The sequence below is a fragment of the Pseudonocardia abyssalis genome, assembly GCF_019263705.2.
In the GTDB taxonomy this organism is placed as follows: Bacteria; Actinomycetota; Actinomycetes; order Mycobacteriales; family Pseudonocardiaceae; genus Pseudonocardia; species Pseudonocardia abyssalis.
This window is the reverse complement of sequence record NZ_JADQDK010000001.1, coordinates 4324703-4339400: the sequence shown is the minus strand read 5'-3', so window position 1 is coordinate 4339400 and position 14698 is coordinate 4324703. Positions and strand designations below refer to the sequence as shown.

Annotated in this window: 19 protein-coding genes and 1 pseudogene; 12 read left to right on the top strand and 8 right to left on the bottom strand. The window is 73.3% G+C overall.

The window, feature by feature from the left end; all coding sequences use genetic code 11:
* Positions 1–37 precede the first annotated feature (37 nt).
* Positions 38–448, top strand: coding sequence for an SRPBCC family protein (locus I4I81_RS21045; RefSeq protein ID WP_218601671.1), 411 nt, complete (start codon positions 38–40; stop codon positions 446–448).
* Here I4I81_RS21045 and I4I81_RS21040 read toward each other — a convergent pair.
* On the bottom strand, positions 408–1688 hold the full coding sequence (locus tag I4I81_RS21040; RefSeq protein ID WP_218601670.1) for an MFS transporter: 1281 nt from the start codon (positions 1686–1688) through the stop codon (positions 408–410). The two genes, I4I81_RS21045 and I4I81_RS21040, sit on opposite strands and share 41 nt — an antisense overlap.
* A gap of 58 nt (positions 1689–1746) precedes the next feature.
* Positions 1747–3066 (bottom strand): MFS transporter, encoded by a 1320-nt coding sequence (locus tag I4I81_RS21035; protein ID WP_218601669.1) that lies wholly within the window; start codon positions 3064–3066, stop codon positions 1747–1749.
* 153 nt (positions 3067–3219) lie between these two features.
* Between I4I81_RS21035 and I4I81_RS21030 the strand changes: the two genes are divergently transcribed.
* From I4I81_RS21030 to I4I81_RS21020, 3 genes are read left to right on the top strand one after another with little or no spacing between them, the layout of a single operon-like run.
* Positions 3220–3996 (top strand): IclR family transcriptional regulator, encoded by a 777-nt coding sequence (locus I4I81_RS21030; RefSeq protein WP_218601668.1) that lies wholly within the window; start codon positions 3220–3222, stop codon positions 3994–3996.
* Entirely contained in the window at positions 3993–4505 is a 513-nt protein-coding gene (locus tag I4I81_RS21025) for a hypothetical protein (protein ID WP_218601667.1), read from the top strand. Before I4I81_RS21030 ends, I4I81_RS21025 begins: the two co-directional genes overlap by 4 nt.
* Positions 4506–4515: 10 nt before the next feature.
* Entirely contained in the window at positions 4516–5007 is a 492-nt protein-coding gene (locus I4I81_RS21020; protein ID WP_218601666.1) for a pyridoxamine 5'-phosphate oxidase family protein, read from the top strand.
* Positions 5008–5019: 12 nt separating this feature from the next.
* Here I4I81_RS21020 and I4I81_RS21015 read toward each other — a convergent pair whose 3' ends face one another.
* A complete protein-coding gene (locus I4I81_RS21015; protein WP_218601665.1) occupies positions 5020–5790 on the bottom strand; it encodes a CPBP family intramembrane glutamic endopeptidase in 771 nt (256 codons plus the stop codon).
* Positions 5791–5980: 190 nt separating this feature from the next.
* Between I4I81_RS21015 and I4I81_RS31230 the strand changes: the two genes are divergently transcribed.
* Genes I4I81_RS31230 through I4I81_RS21000 form a run of 3 tightly spaced genes read left to right on the top strand, consistent with a single transcriptional unit; the run spans position 5981 to position 7138 of the window.
* Positions 5981–6271 carry an SH3-like domain-containing protein gene (locus I4I81_RS31230; RefSeq protein ID WP_218601664.1) on the top strand — a complete coding sequence of 97 codons (291 nt, stop codon included), beginning with the start codon at positions 5981–5983 and terminating at the stop codon, positions 6269–6271.
* Positions 6264–6536 carry an SH3-like domain-containing protein gene (locus I4I81_RS31225; RefSeq protein WP_218601663.1) on the top strand — a complete coding sequence of 91 codons (273 nt, stop codon included), beginning with the start codon at positions 6264–6266 and terminating at the stop codon, positions 6534–6536. Before I4I81_RS31230 ends, I4I81_RS31225 begins: the two co-directional genes overlap by 8 nt.
* Positions 6533–7138: a nitrile hydratase subunit alpha gene (locus tag I4I81_RS21000; protein WP_218601662.1), complete on the top strand. Its 606-nt coding sequence runs from the start codon at positions 6533–6535 to the stop codon at positions 7136–7138. Before I4I81_RS31225 ends, I4I81_RS21000 begins: the two co-directional genes overlap by 4 nt.
* Positions 7139–7142: 4 nt before the next feature.
* Here the strand turns inward: I4I81_RS21000 and I4I81_RS20995 are convergent, their stop codons facing one another.
* Both I4I81_RS20995 and I4I81_RS20990 read right to left on the bottom strand, forming a co-directional pair.
* Entirely contained in the window at positions 7143–7775 is a 633-nt protein-coding gene (locus I4I81_RS20995; RefSeq protein ID WP_218601661.1) for a TetR/AcrR family transcriptional regulator, read from the bottom strand.
* Complete coding sequence (locus tag I4I81_RS20990; RefSeq protein ID WP_218601660.1) at positions 7772–9070, bottom strand: cytochrome P450; 1299 nt, start codon at positions 9068–9070, stop codon at positions 7772–7774. Before I4I81_RS20990 ends, I4I81_RS20995 begins: the two co-directional genes overlap by 4 nt.
* A gap of 530 nt (positions 9071–9600) precedes the next feature.
* Here I4I81_RS20990 and I4I81_RS20985 point away from each other — a divergent pair.
* Positions 9601–11049, top strand: coding sequence for an ammonium transporter (locus I4I81_RS20985; protein WP_226363490.1), 1449 nt, complete (start codon positions 9601–9603; stop codon positions 11047–11049).
* A 7-nt stretch (positions 11050–11056) separates the two neighbouring features.
* Here I4I81_RS20985 and I4I81_RS20980 read toward each other — a convergent pair whose 3' ends face one another.
* Positions 11057–11305 (bottom strand): hypothetical protein, encoded by a 249-nt coding sequence (locus I4I81_RS20980; protein WP_218601658.1) that lies wholly within the window; start codon positions 11303–11305, stop codon positions 11057–11059.
* A gap of 135 nt (positions 11306–11440) precedes the next feature.
* On the opposite strand from I4I81_RS20980, the gene I4I81_RS20975 reads away from it, so the two are divergent.
* A complete protein-coding gene (locus I4I81_RS20975) occupies positions 11441–12202 on the top strand; it encodes a hypothetical protein (protein WP_218601657.1) in 762 nt (253 codons plus the stop codon).
* 6 nt (positions 12203–12208) lie between these two features.
* Here the strand turns inward: I4I81_RS20975 and I4I81_RS20970 are convergent, their stop codons facing one another.
* Entirely contained in the window at positions 12209–12706 is a 498-nt protein-coding gene (locus I4I81_RS20970) for an FBP domain-containing protein (RefSeq protein WP_218601656.1), read from the bottom strand.
* 109 nt (positions 12707–12815) lie between these two features.
* Between I4I81_RS20970 and I4I81_RS20965 the strand changes: the two genes are divergently transcribed.
* Both I4I81_RS20965 and I4I81_RS20960 read left to right on the top strand, forming a co-directional pair.
* Positions 12816–13028, top strand: coding sequence for a nucleotidyltransferase family protein (locus tag I4I81_RS20965; RefSeq protein ID WP_218601655.1), 213 nt, complete (start codon positions 12816–12818; stop codon positions 13026–13028).
* Positions 13025–13324 carry a HepT-like ribonuclease domain-containing protein gene (locus tag I4I81_RS20960; protein ID WP_218601679.1) on the top strand — a complete coding sequence of 100 codons (300 nt, stop codon included), beginning with the start codon at positions 13025–13027 and terminating at the stop codon, positions 13322–13324. Before I4I81_RS20965 ends, I4I81_RS20960 begins: the two co-directional genes overlap by 4 nt.
* Positions 13325–13438: 114 nt before the next feature.
* Here the strand turns inward: I4I81_RS20960 and I4I81_RS20955 are convergent, their stop codons facing one another.
* A complete protein-coding gene (locus I4I81_RS20955; protein WP_218601654.1) occupies positions 13439–13795 on the bottom strand; it encodes a hypothetical protein in 357 nt (118 codons plus the stop codon).
* Positions 13796–14183: 388 nt separating this feature from the next.
* Between I4I81_RS20955 and I4I81_RS20950 the strand changes: the two are divergent.
* Positions 14184–14489 (top strand): annotated as a pseudogene (locus I4I81_RS20950) (CoA transferase); the annotation flags it as partial.
* Positions 14490–14698: the final 209 nt, after the last annotated feature.

The window sequence follows — 14698 nt, the reverse complement described above, 5'->3', positions numbered from 1 at the left end:
ACGCGCGCCCGCGCCCGGTCTCCTGGACGATCGGAGGGTGCAGGCCGGTACGAGTGCCCGGGGTCCCGCGCCGGCCACGCTGGTGTGGGAGCGCTACGCCGACCCCACGCGCTGGGCGGGGTGGGCGCCGCAGATCCGCCGTGTCGACACCGCGGCCGCGCGGATCGCACCGGGCGTCACCGGCACCGTCCACGGGCCGCTGGGCGTCCGGGTCGCGTTCGTCGTCACCGCGGTCGACGAGGCCGCGCGTACGTGGGCGTGGGAGGTCGCGCTCGGGCCGCTGCGGATGCACCTGCGCCACGGCGTCGAGGACGACGGGGCCACCTGGCTCACCGTCGACGGCCCGGGCCCCGTTCTCGCCGCCTACCTCCCCGTCGCCCGGATCGCGCTGCACCGCCTGACCGCGCTCAGCGGGGCTCCCGGATCGCCAGCACCGCCAGCAGGCTGACGACCGCTGTCGCGATCATGTAGGCCGCCACCGACAGGGACGTGCCCGTGGCGCTCTGCAGCGCCACCGCGATGACGGGCGCGAACCCGCCGCCGAGCACTGCGCCGACCGCGTAGGAGAAGGACGCCCCGCTGTAGCGGAAACGCGGCTCGAACATCTCCGCGAACAGCGCCGACTGCGGGCCGTAGGACAGGCCGAGCCCGATCGTCAGCACGATCACGGACACGATCATCAGTGCCGGTTCGCCGGTGTCGATCAGCAGGAAGAACGGCACCGGCCACACCACCAGCAGCACCGACCCGACCAGGTAGACGGGTCTGCGGCCCACGCGGTCGGACCAGCGCGCGGCCACGATGATGCTGACCAGCCAGGACACGCTGCCGATGATCACGACGGTGAGCATCAGCGTGCGGTCGAGCCCGAGCACCGAGGTGCCGTAGGAGAGCAGGTAGGCGAGGAAGACGTAGCCGATCGCGGTGTTGGCGATGAAGCTGACGGACGCGATCAGCAGCTCGCGCGGGCGCTCCCGCAACACCTCGACCATCGGCAGCCGCGCCCGCTCCCGACCGGACCGCAGCTCGGTGAACACCGGGCTCTCCTCGATCCGCAGCCGGATGAACAGTCCGACGGCGACGAGCACGATGCTGGACAGGAAAGGCAGCCGCCAGCCCCACGCGGCGAACTGCGCATCGGTGAGCAGTGCCCCCACCACGACGAACACCAGCTGCGCGAGGATCAGCCCGGCCGGCACGCCGATCTGCGAGTAGGCGCCGTAGCGGCCCTTCTGTCCTGGCGGCGCGTGCTCGACGGCCATCAGCGCCGCCCCGCCCCACTCGCCACCGGCCGAGAGCCCCTGCAGCAGGCGCAGCACGAGCAGCAGGACCGGCGCCCACACCCCGATCTGCGCGAACGTCGGGAGCAGCCCGACCCCGACCGTCGCGACGCCCATCAGCAGCAGCGACGCGACGAGCATCGCCTTGCGCCCGACGCGGTCGCCGAAGTGCCCCCAGAGGATCCCGCCGACCGGCCGCGCGATGAACCCGACGCCGAGCGTCGCGAACGCGGCGAGCGTGGCCGACGCCGGTTCGAGCGTGGAGAAGAACTGCGAGCCGAAGATCAGCGCGGCCGCCGTCGAGTAGATGAAGTAGTCGTACCACTCGATCGTCGTGCCGACGGCGCTGGCGAGCGCCACCCGTCGCAGCTGGGCCGGTCCCGCCGTCGATGCCACCGTCTCACCCATCGCCCACCCCCGTGTGCCCGAGACTTGTCTAGCACCCCCGCCCGCCTCCCGGCGCGGTTCAGCCGGTGCTCACCCGCGCCGGGGCGTCGGTCGGCAGGCCGCTGCGCAGCGTCTCGGTCATGAGGTACGAGCAGACGAACGAGACGAGCGCGAGGAACGCGACGTAGCCGGCGACGGCGTAGAGGCTCCCCGTCCAGGCGACGAGCGCGGTGCAGATCAATGGCGCCATGCCGCCGACGATGGCCGCGAACTGGTAGGCCAGCGAGCTGCCGCTGTAGCGCATACCGGTGGAGAACTGCTCGGCGAAGAAGGCCGACTGCGGGCCGTAGACGGCGCTGCGGCAGGCCTGCACGACGAGGCCGCCGAGGAGGAACAGCCAGATGGAGCCGGTGCCCACGAGGTAGAAGTAGGGCACCGCGAACAGCACCAGCAGACCCATCCCGCCGAGGAACAGCCTGCGCCTGCCGACGTAGTCCGACAGCAGCCCGAACGCGAGGATCATCGGGATGTCCGAGGCGCTCAGCGCGACGTTGGCGTTGAGGATCTCCGAGCGCTCGTAGCCCAGGGTGGTCGTGGCGTAGGAGACCAGCCAGACCGAGCCGACGTAGAACGTGGAGTGGGTCGCGATGAACGACCCGGAGGCCAGCGCGATCTCCTTGGGGTAGGTGCGCAGGGCGTCCAGGACGGGCATCCGGGCGGCCGACTTCGTGTCGAGCGACTCCTGGAACACGGGGCTCTCGCTGACCGTCAGCCGGATCCACATGCCGACGCCGATCAGGACGGCGCTGACCAGGAACGGGATGCGCCAGCCCCAGGCGAGGAACTGCTCGTCGGTGAGCGTGGCCGACAGGATCGCGAACGCGCCGGTGCCGAGCACCAGCCCGGCGGGGACGCCGACCTGCGGCCAGCTGCCGTAGAAGCCGCGCCGGTTCGACGGGGCGTGCTCGACGGCCATCAGCGCGGCCCCGCCCCACTCGCCGCCGACGCCGAAGCCCTGCAGGAAGCGCAGCACGACGAGCAGGACCGGCGCCCAGACCCCGATCTGGTCGTACCCGGGCAGCAGCCCCATCAGGACGGTCGCCGCCCCCATCATCAGCAGCGACCACACGAGCATCGGCTTGCGGCCGATCCGGTCGCCGTAGTGGGCGAACACGGCCCCGCCGACGGGCCGCGCGATGAAGCCCACGGCGAACGACCCGAACGCGGCGAGGGTGCCGGTGACCGGGTCGAAGGACGGGAAGAACACCTGGTTGAACACCAGCGCCGCGGCGGTGCCGAAGATGAAGAAGTCGTACCACTCGATCGTGGTGCCGACGAGGCTCGCCGCCGCGACCTTGCGCGACGTCCGCAGTGCGGGTTCCTGTGCGTGCGTGGCCATGACCCCTCCGAAGGTGGACGTCGTTGTCCGGTCGGCGACCGTACGTCGCATTCGTCGTGATCGCCGGACGGGACGCGATGATCGCGGGACGGGCACGGGTCGCGGAGGGCGGGCGATACGCTCGTACGCAGGCGGGACCGGAATCGGGTGATCATGAGCAGTGCCGGGCGCATCGAACGGTCGGCGGGCGTGCAGTCGTTGGACCGGGCGTTCGGGCTGCTCGAACTGCTCGCCGAGGCCGACGGCGACCTCGCGCTGTCCGAGCTCGCGGCGCGCTCCGGCCTGCCGCTGCCCACGATCCACCGGATCGTCCGCACGCTCGTCGCCTCCGGGTACGTCCGGCAGCTCCCGTCGCGGCGCTACGGCCTGGGCCCCCGGCTGATCGGCCTGGGCGACGCCGCGTCCCGGCTGCTCGGGTCGTGGGCGCAGCCGCAGCTCGCCGCACTCGTCGACGCGCTGGGGGAGACCGCCAACATGGCGATGCTCGACGGCGACGTGGTCGTCTACGTCGCGCAGGCCCCGTCGCGGCACTCGATGCGGATGTTCACCGAGGTCGGACGCCGGGTCCCGGTGCACTGCACGGGCGTCGGCAAGGCGTTGATCGCGGGCCTCGGCGAGTCGGAGGTGCGCGCGCTGCTGGCCCGCACCGGGATGGCCGCGCCGACCCCGCACACGATCACCGACCCCGACGCGCTGCTGCAGGAGCTCGACCGCATCCGCAGGCAGGGCTTCGCCGTCGACGACGCGGAGCAGGAGCTGGGGGTGCGCTGTGTCGCGGTGGCGGTTCCGGGCAGCCCGTCGCCGACCGCGGTGTCGGTCTCCGGACCGGAGACGCGCGTGACGTGGGCGGCGGTCGAGCAGATCACGCCGGTGCTGCGGGCGGCCGCGGTGGCGCTGGGGGCGGAGCTGTCCGGGAGGGTCGCGCGGTGAGCGCACTGACGGCCTACCTCCGCGAGTTCGACGCGTGCGCCCACCAGCTCTCGCAGGTCTCGCGGCTCGAGGTGGGATCGCGGATCTGGACGCACTGCGCCGAGCACGCCGGGCCGGATGCCCCGGAGGAACGGATCGCCGCGGCGCTGGCCGAGCTGGGCCCCCCGGCCGATCTCGTGCGCGCCGAGCTGGAGCGCACCGGTGAGCGGCCCGACCCGTTCCGCACGCGCGACCTCGCCCCGATGCACCTGCTGGGCACGTCCCTGCTGACGATCGGCGTCGGGACCGTCGCCGGACTCGTGCTGCTGTGGCTCTCCCGGGTGTGGCCGGTGGCCCACAAGGCCGTCGCGACCGCGTTGGTCGTGGCCGGGGTGCCCGCGGTGCTGCCGTTCCTCGGTGGGGCGGCGGGCCTCGTCGTCGGGTTGCTGGTCGTCGGGCCCGCACTGGCCGGGGCGTACCTGGCACTCGCTCGGCGGTTCCTGACAGGAACTGTCAGGAACCGGTCCTAACGTCGTCACCATGACGAGTTGGACGGACTTCACCGCGGGTGCGCCGCGGATCTCGGCCATCTTCACCCGCCGCCACGCCGCGACCGGCAAGCTCTGCCTGCTCGCGACGCTGCGCGCCGACGGCTCCCCGCGGATCAGCCCGATCGAGCCACGGGTGTTCGAGGACCGGCTGTGGTTGATCGGGATGCCCGACACCACCAAGTTCCGCGACCTGCACCGCGACCCGCGCTTCTGCCTGCACACCGCCACCGTCGACACGCAGGTCGGCGAGGGCGACGCGAAGCTGTTCGGCACCGTCGCCGACGTCCGCGACACCGACCTCCATCAACGCTTCGCGCAGGACCTGTTCGAGGAGATCGGGTTCGACCTTCGCGGGGAGACGTTCGGCCACTTCTACGAGGCCCACCTCACCGGTGCGTCGTCGGTGGAGATCGTCGACGGCCACATGGAGGTCGGCATCTGGAAGCCGGGGGAGCAGGAGCGCGTGGTGCAGAAGACCTGACGCGGGCCGCGGTCAGGCGACCCGCGGGGCGGGGCGGTCCACGGGCCGGCGCACCAGCAGGACCACGCCGACCAGCGCGAGGACCACGGCGGGGTACTGGAGCACGGCCAGTAGCCCCAGGGCCGACGGGTCCGCCGCGGGTGCCGCCCCGGCGGCGAGCGTGCCGAAGTCCCAGAAGGCGTGCATCACCATGCACGCCACCAGGACGCCGGTGACGCGCCGCGTCACGTAGAACACGCTCCCCGCCAGGAAGGCGGCCAGCACCTGGACGGCGGTACCGCCGACCGGCGCGCCGAACAGGGCGTTCACCGCGTGCAGCAGCCCGAAGACCAGGCAGCTCCCCAGCCACGCCACGACCTCTGAACCGGTGCCGCGCAGACCGACCAGGACGATGCCGCGGCAGAGGAGCTCCTCGGAGAACCCGACGAGGAGCACCCCCACCGCGAGCAGCAGGACGTGTGCGGGGGACAGGCGGGACAGGTCGGCGCCGCTGACCGTGCCGACGGCGACCAGGACGAAGAGGACGGGGACGACGAGCAGCCACCGCGGCCCGACGCGGGGCTCCTCGCGCAGGACGGGCCGCCACCAGCCCAGCCGGGTGGTGACGGCGGCGAGGAGCACGGCGCCCAGCGCCACGGGGACCACGAGACCGCCGACGGTGGACCCGACCGTCCCGCCGATCGTCGAGTAGTCGACGCCGTTGACCACCCAGACCGCGCTGACCAGCGCGATGTAGGCGACGGCGACGAGGATCGCGGTGCCGGGGCGCGGCGTCACCCGCATGGAGGCCTCCGTCCGGGGAGCTGGGGGACGTCCACCGTAGGGGCCGGTGGTGGTGCCGCGCGGTCCGTCGGGCGAATGGGTCCGCCCGGCCGATGCGGGGCGGCCGAACGGCTGTGGTCGCCCGTGGTCCGCGTGGGTGCGGCCGGGCCGGGGTGGTGTGCGGGCGCCGGATGCGGGTAGGAAGGGCCCGGTGAGCCGCATCAACGACGTCGGCGGGATGACCGGGTTCGCCGCGATCGTGCAGGAACCCGACGAGCCGCCCTTCCACGCCGACTGGGAGGCACACGTCCTCGCCCTCAACGGTGCCCTGATCCGGCGCGGGATCTACAACCTCGACGAGTTCCGCGACGCCCAGGAGCGGCTTCCCGTGCCGCAGTACCTGGCGGCGTCGTACTACGAGCGCTGGTTCGCCGCGATCCGCGTGCTGCTCGTCGAGAAGGGCGTGGCCACGGCGGCCGACCTGGAGCTCCCGCATGGCTGACCGGTTCGCCCCCGGTGACCGCGTCCGCACCCGCGCCGCCGACCCCGACGGCCACACCCGCCTGCCCCGCTACGCGCGCGGCGCGATCGGCACGGTCGTCGAGCGGGCCGGGGCGCATCCCCTGGCCGACGAGCGCGCCCGCGGTGGTGCCCCCGACGCGCACGCGGTGCACCACGTCCGCTTCGCCGCGGCCGACCTGTTCGGGGCGGGCGACCACGCGGTGGTCGTCGAGCTGTGGGAGGACTACCTGGAGGAGGCGCCGTGAGCGGCGATCACGCGAGCTCGACGATCTCGGCGCAGGTCCGGCACGTCGAGGCGCTGCTGGAGTCCCGCGGCCTGCTCGGCGCGGGCGAGATCGACACCCGCATCGACGCGTTCCTGGCCGGCGGCACGCCGGTCAACGGGGCCCGGATCGCCGCCCGCGCGTGGACCGACCCCGGGTTCGCCGGACGGCTGTCGGTCGACGCGAACACCGCGATCCGCGAGCTCGGCCTGTCGATGGCGGGCGGGCTCCAGGAGCAGCGCCTCAAGGTCGTCGCCAACGGCCCCGACGAGCACGGCGTCGACCAGCACCACGTCGTCGTCTGCACGCTGTGCTCGTGCTACCCGATCGCGCTGCTCGGACCGTCGCCGAGCTGGTACAAGAGCGAGGCCTACCGCTCGCGGGTGGTGCGCGACCCTCGCGGCGTGCTGCGCGAGTTCGGTCTGGAGCTGCCGGCGGCCACGTCGCTCACGGTGTGGGACGCGAGCGCGGAGTCGCGCTACCTGGTGGTGCCCCGGCGTCCCGACGGCACCGGGGGGCTGACGGAGGAGGAGCTCGCCGGGCTCGTCACCCGCAACGGACTGATCGGCACCGCCGCGGTCTGAGGGGTCACGCTCCACCGGGCCGGTCGAGGCCCGCAGCCAGCTCGGCGAGCGCCGTGTCGAGGTCGGCGCGCAGCACGTCCGTCGACGGTTCCGCGTCCGCGGTGGCGTCGAGCCAGCGGTCGAGCGTGACCCTCAGGGCGGAGAGCGCGGCGGCCGCGCACAGTGCCGGGTAGACGGGCGAGACCGCTGCGCCGCCGTCGAGGCGGTCGGCGATGGCGGAGGCCAGTGCCGTCTCCTGCCGGGCCAGCACGGCCAGCTGGTGGGGGACCAGCGACGGGGCCGTACGGATCAGGCGCAGCGCGGCGAGGTGGTCGCGGCCGGCCGCGCCCGTGCCGTCCATGACGGCGAGCACCGCCTCGCGCAGCGCCCCGAACACGGACTCCGCGGGCGGTCGCGTCCGGAAGCCGGCGACGAGCGCGTCGGCGGCGGCGGCCGACGCGGCGAGGATCGCGTCCTCCTTGCCGGGGAAGTGGTTGAAGAACGTGCGCAGCGCGATGTCGGACTCGGCCGCGATCTGCTCGACGGTGACGTGCTCCACCCCGTGCCGCACGGCCAGGCGCAGGGCCGCCGCGCTCACGGCGGCCCGCGTCGCGAGCTTCTTGCGCTCCCGGCGGCCCGGCGGTGCGGACTGGGTCATCCCCAGGCCACCGGCAGTGCGTGGACGCCGAAGATCTGCATGTCGTTGCGCAGCGGGACCTCCTCGACCGGGACCGTCAGCCGTAGGTCGGGCAGGCGGGCGAACAGCTCGCCGAACCCGATGCGCATCTCGATCCGGGCCAGCTGCTGGCCCAGACACTGGTGGATCCCGTGCCCGAACGCCAGGTGCGGGGTCCGGGGGCGGGCGAGGTCGAGCCGGTCGGGGTCGACGACGTGGCTCGGGTCGCGGTTGGCCTCCGGCGTCGCGATGACGACGGTGGCGCCCGCGGGGACGTCGACCCCGCCGACGGTGACGGCCTCCCGCGCGATCCGCGTGACCCCGAGCTGCACGATGCTGAGGTAACGCAGCAGCTCCTCGACGGTGCCGTCGATCAGGCCGGGGTCGGCGCGCAGCGCGGCCAGCTGCCCGGGGTTCTCCAGCAGTGCGAGCACACCCAGCCGGAGCATGTTGGCGGTGGTCTCGTGCCCGGCACCGAGCAGGACCAGCGTCATGTCGATGAGCTGGGCGTCGGTCAGCGGTGGCTCCGCGTCGTGCACGAGCCCGGAGAGCAGGTCGTCGGCCGGGGTGCCGCGCTTCTCGGTGACCAGGCGCGCGATGAAGCCGTACAGCGCGCCGCCCGCCGCGGCCCGTTCCGCGTCGGAGGAGCGCGTCGAGAGCGCGACGGCGGTGTTGTGCTGGAACTCGTCGCGGTCGGCGTAGTCGACTCCGAGCAGCTCGCAGATCATCAGCGACGGGATCGGCAGCGCGTAGGCCGGGATCAGGTCGGCCTCGGTGCCGGCGGCGACCATCGCGTCGATGTGCTCGACCGCGATCTCCCGCAGCCGGTCCTCCAGCGCCTTCATGCGTCGGACGGTGAACTGCCCGGTCAGCAGCCGTCGCAGCCGGGTGTGCTCGGGCGGGTCCATGAACACGAACATCCCGTCCTCGCGGGTCTCGACCCGCGGTGTCAACGGGGACCCGTCGTGGACGCCCAGTGCGGCCACCTGGTCCGGTGTGAGCCGGGAGGCGTCGGGGTAGCGGATGCGGTCCGAGCTGAACCGTGGATCCGACAGCACGACCCGTGCCTCCTCGAAGCCGGTGACGAGGAACGCGGCGGCCCCGTTGAGCAGCTCGACGGGCTGCACCGCCCCCGCTCCGCGCCGATCCGCGAGGCCCGGCGCGGGATCGAACGGGCAGCCCGAGGACCGCTCGGTCATGTCGGCGGGCAGGACCCGCGTCAACGAGGTGACGCCCGCGTCGGTGGGCTCGTCCGGACGCTCGGAGGGGTCGCTCATTCCGGCACCGTACGGGAAATTCTTGCACGACGCGCAATGATGCATGACATGCAACAAGGCCCGCGGCACTCCCGGTAGGCGGCCGGATCCGCTCCGCGACCCACCGTTACCTGGCGGTTAAGTTCCCGCTGCGCCGGGGGACCGGCCCGGATCGGAGCCCTAGTCTGCTGGCTCGGAGCGGTCGTGACGGGGAGGCGGTGGCGTCGCGTGTGGAGAGCACGACGAGCGCGACCTGACGCCGTGCCCGGTCTCGCTGGTGCCCGCTTCCCGGTGACGTGCGTCGCGCCGGAACCCGCCCCGCCCGCCGAGCCGGGCAGGGTCCGGCCCCGGCCGTCGGGCGCGCGCTTCGCCTCCGTGGGGCGCCACGCCGCTCCCGCGGGGACGCGCCGCACCCCGCCGTCGTGGCCGCGGACGGTCGCGCCGCACCGCCCTCCCGGTGACCCGGCGGAGCCTCCCGCACCGCCCTCGCGCACCGCCCCCGGATGGGGCGCCCGCGCGTTCGGCGGGCCGCGTCTGGCCCCGGGCCTGCGGTGACCCCCCAGCCGGGGGACGTCGCCTGGGTGCTCGCGTGCGCGGCGCTGGTGATGCTCATGACGCCGGGCCTCGCGTTCTTCTACGCGGGGATGGTGCGGGGCAAGAACGTGCTCAACGCGCTGATGATGAGCTTCGTCAGCATCGCGGTGGTCGGGCTGACCTGGGTGCTCGCCGGGTTCGGCCTCACCTTCGGCGACGACGGGCTCGACGGGCTCGTCGGCCACGTCGAGGCGATCGGTGTGCAGCAGGCCGCCGGGCAGCTCGTCGGCGCCGCGTCCGCGGACGTCGCCTGGCCGGGGCCGAACCCGTTGCCGCTGCTCGCGTTCGCGATGTTCCAGCTGATGTTCGCGATCATCACCCCGGCGCTGATCTCCGGCGCGATCGTGGAGCGCACGAGGTTCTGGTCCTGGGTCGTCTTCGTCGCCCTGTGGAGCCTGCTCGTCTACGCCCCGATCGGGCACTGGGTCTTCGCCTACGACGGCTTCCTCGGGCCCGACACCCAGGGCGGCTGGATCGCCAACGACGTCGGGGCGGTCGACTTCGCGGGCGGCACCGTCGTCCACATGAACGCCGGGGCGGCGGCACTCGCCCTGGTGATCGTGCTGGGGCGGCGACGCGGCTGGCCGGGGGCGGTCACGCGGCCGCACAACATCCCGTTCGTGCTGCTCGGGGCGAGCCTGCTGTGGTTCGGCTGGTACGGCTTCAACGCCGGGTCCGCGCTGTCGGCCGACGGGATCGCCGCGCTCGCGTTCACCAACACCACCGTCGCCACGTGCGCCGCGGTGCTCGGGTGGCTGATCGTCGAGCAGCTCCGCACCGGCCGTCCGACCACGCTCGGGGCCGCCTCCGGGGCCGTCGCCGGGCTGGTGGCGATCACGCCGGCCTGCGGGTACGTCGACCTGTGGGGGGCCATCGCGATCGGCGTCGCGGCCGGGGTGGTCTGCCCGCTGGTCTGCGCGACGAAGTGGCGGCTGCGGCTCGACGACTCGCTCGACGTCGTCGCGATCCACCTGGTCGGCGGGCTGATCGGCACGCTGATGATCGGGGTCTTCGCGACGCGGGCGGTCAACCCCGGCGCCCTGGACCACAACGGCCTCGTCTACGGCGGCGACGCCACCCAGCTGGTGCGCCAGGCGATCGCGGCGGGCGCGGTGTTCGGCTACTCGTTCCTCGCCACTCTGGTGCTCGGCTACCTGATCCGCTTCACGATCGGGTTCCGGGTGCGCCCCGAGGCGGAGGACGGCGGGTCCGACCTCAACGAGCACGCCGAGTCGGCCTACGACCTGAACACCGGCTCGTACCTCTCCGACGACCGCGCCCAGCACCGCGCCCCGGCACCGGGGGAGCTCAGCGTCGCCCAGGTGCGGGCGATCGAGCGGCACCTGCAGCGGTTGGTCCCATGGCAGAGCCCGGACCTGGACCGGACACACCGCCCGGAGCGCTGACCGGCGCTCAGGCGATGCGCACCGCCGACACCCCGGGCACGGAGCGGGCGCGGCGGCGGCGCACGCGCTGCTGAGGCTGGGTGTCGGCGAGCTCGTCGTCCTCGACGTCGACGGCCGACGCCACCGGGCCGGAGGCCGCGCTCGCCGAGGCCACCGCTGCGGCCGGGCACGGGGCCGATCCCGTGGCCCAGCCGGCGCCGGAGCTGGCCGGGCACACGTTCGTCGAGCTGGCCGCGGGCACCGACGGGGCCGTCACCGACGTGCTGGCCTTCGCTCGGGTTCGCCCGCACCGGGCGTCACCGGACCGAGCCCGTCGAGCGGTGGGAGCAGGGCGGTGCCCGGATCCTGGTCGACCACGTCGGTGACCGGGCGGCGGTGTCGGCCCCTGGCCGTGGACTCGGCCGACCCGTCCGCGTCGGCCCGCCGGGCGGCGCGGCTGAGCGCACCCGAGCTCCCGCGCGAGCGCGGACCCGCCGAGGCCGACCTTGCCGCCGTCACCGCCCCCGACGGGACGGGCCTGTTCTTCTGCCGCACCGGGACCGAGGCCGGCTGGACGGGTGACTTCGTGGCCACCGGCGGGCCGGCGTCCGGGACCGGGGTGACGGGGATCGACCACGTCGGTTTCGCCCAGCCCTTCGACCACTACGACGAGGCCGCGCTGTTCCACCGCTCGGTGCTCGGTCTGGAACCGGCCGCGGTGGGTGGGTTCGCCGCCCCGTCCGGGCTGGTCCGCAGCCGCGCCCCCGCCGCCGGGTCCGGCTCGCGCCGTCGGGTTTCGCTGCTGCGCCGCGGGGAGTGGGCACCGGGCGTCGCGGAGCCCCAGTACGTCGCACTGGCCACCGACGACGTCCTCGCCACCGCCCGGGCCGCGCGTGCCCCGCTACTCGGCATCCCCGACGACTACTACGCCGACCTCGACGCCCGCCTCGACCTCTCACCTGCCCGGCTGGCCGAGTTCCGCGACCTGGGCGTGCTGTACGAGACCACGCCCGACGGCGCCTACCTCCAGGTGTGCACCGAGGTGCTGGGCGGGCGGCTGATCCTGGCGTTCGTGCAGCGGGTCGGCGACTACGACGGGTACGGGTGGACCGTCGCCCCCGTCCGCATGGCGGCCCACCGGCGGCGGCTGGTCAGGCAGGGTTCGCGGGCCTGACGTCCCTCAGCTCAGCACGGCGTCGACGAACCGCCGTGCCCGTTCCCGGAGACCCTCGCGCCGCTCCTCGACGCTCGTGCCCGGCGTCGGCCGCAGCGCCGCCGTCGCCTTCTCGACCCGCACGTGCTGCGCACACCGGAGGTCGCCGCACACGTAGGTGCCGACGGTGTCCCCGTTGCGCCCCGCCGCCCCGGCACGCCGCGCCACCAGCAGCTCCACCCGGCCCGGGGCGTGGGTGGTGCGGCACAGCGCGCACATCGCGGTGGCCCGCGCCGCCCGTTCCCCGGCCCGTAGCGCGATCGCCACGACCCCGTCGTCGCCCTCGTCGCCCGGAAGCAGCAGGACCCCGCGGTCCGGCGCCTTCGGGTCGCGCCACCCCAGCACGTCGTCGACGGCGTCGAGGTCTAGGTCGCGCACCCACGGGGGCAGGGTCATCCGCCCGGTCTCGCCCTTGGTGGAGTTGGCCATGGCGCGGCGGATGCGGGTGTCGGTGGAGTCGGTCATCGTCGGGTGACGCTAGAGCGCCTGATCGCGACGCGCACCCCGGTTGTCGGACCTCGCAGCCCCGCGCGACGGGGCGGACGATGTGCCGGGTGGACGCGATGATGACCGGATGGTCATGACGCCCGACCACCTGCGACACCTGGGGACGGCAGTCCTCACCGTCGCAGCTCGTCGCGGCGCCGGTCACGTCCGGGTGCTCGGGTCGGTGGCCCGCGGTGAGGCCGTCGAGGGCAGCGACCTCGACGTACTGGTGCGGTTCGAAGCGGGACGGTCTCTGCTCGACCGGGACCGCCACACCCTCGATGAGGCGGTGCGGATCTGACACGCGGGGACGAACACCGCCTGGCCGACCTGCTCGACGCGGTCGACTACGAGGCGTGGCTCGCCGACGAGGACCTGCGTCTGGTCACCGAACGTCTCATGGAGATCGTCGGTGAGGCGGCGCGCGCGATGAGCGACGCAGGAAGGACGGAGCATCCCGGCGTCGACTGGGCCGGACTCGGTGGCCTGCGCAACGTCCTCGTGCACGCGTACCACCGCATCCAGCCGGACCTGCGGTGGCAGGCCGCGACCGTCGAGGTGCCGGCGGTAGCAGCGCTCCTGCGCGCTCAGGCGTAACCCATGACGTCGTGCCCCCGGCAGGATTCGAGCCCGCGGCACCCGCTTCAGGAGGACGGGCAACGACCCGTTCCCCGGGGCCCACCCCAGTCCTACCAGGCCCTGAGTTCCGCCTCACGAGTCTGCTGTGGTCTGGGATGACGTGTGGTTCGTGGCATGCGGCGTTCCATGACGGGAGACATGCTCGCGATACGTCCAACCGCAGCCGCACAGGTCGTCACGCACGACCTCGTGTGGTTCGAGCTCAACGTCGGCACCGTTCCGGATGGCGGCCACCTGAGCCTGGTCGAGCAGCTGCAGCCGGTCGAGCTTGCGCCTCGCCCGGATCTCCTGCGCGCAGATCACGGCGTTGGTCAGCCCGAGTCCTACGTTGGTCAGCGCGTCGCTGTAGTGCCCGAGCAGCAGCAGCGCGGTGCCTATGACGAAGAGGAAGAGGATCGAGTTGTAGAACGAGAAGAGGTTGGTGCGCACGATTGTGGCGTAGCTGGGGAAGGAACCCCCACTGCGGCGTTCGCCTGGCCGTCGCGTCGACGAGCGACCACCTCCTCGGACGTCAACCCGCTCATCGGGGTCTGGTTGTCGACCTGCATCGCTTGCGGTTCCTCTTCTGTCAGGTTGGTGCCATGAGCCGGACGACAGTGGTGGGCGCGGTGTCGTGTCCGACTCCCGCACCGAGGGCCGTCGACGGAGTCCGGGCGCTTCGGTGGTCGACCCGCGAGACGCTCAGAAGCGAGGCACCACCGCTCTTCCGCCAACGCCGGTGCGCTGCGCCACGACGGCGGCGACGGCCACGACCGCCAGCACGGCCGGGAGGCCCAAGGGGTGCTTCGCGAGCGCAGTCGAGAACGTCGCGAACGGGTCAGCGCCGACCAGTGGTGCGCTCGTCGTAGCCGACTTCTCGAGGATCCTGGCCGGCCCCTACACCACGATGCTCCTGGCCGACATGGGCGCCGAGGTGGAAGGCCCGTCCGGTGACGACACACGGACCTGGACACCGCCGGTCCGCGAGGGTGTCTCGACCTACTACCTCGGGATCAACCGCGGGAAGCGCTCGATCGTCCTGGACCTGCGCGACGAGGCCGACGTCGCCGCAGCGCGTGAGCCCGCCCGCCGCGCCGATGTCGTCTTCGAGAACTTCAAGCCGGGCGGAATGGGCCGCTTCGGGTCGGCGGATCGTTGATGCGCGGCGCGCTGGTGTCCAGCACGACCGCGCCGAGTTCATGCTGCACCCGCTGAGACCGTCACCTGGTGGGAGTCGGAACACGCCGGACGTCTGCTCAGCTGCATCGACGCCGAGTAGACGACATGGCTCGCCTCAACTGACGAGGAGCGTCGGGCGCTGCGCGAGCACGACCACGTCACGCTCTTCGAGAT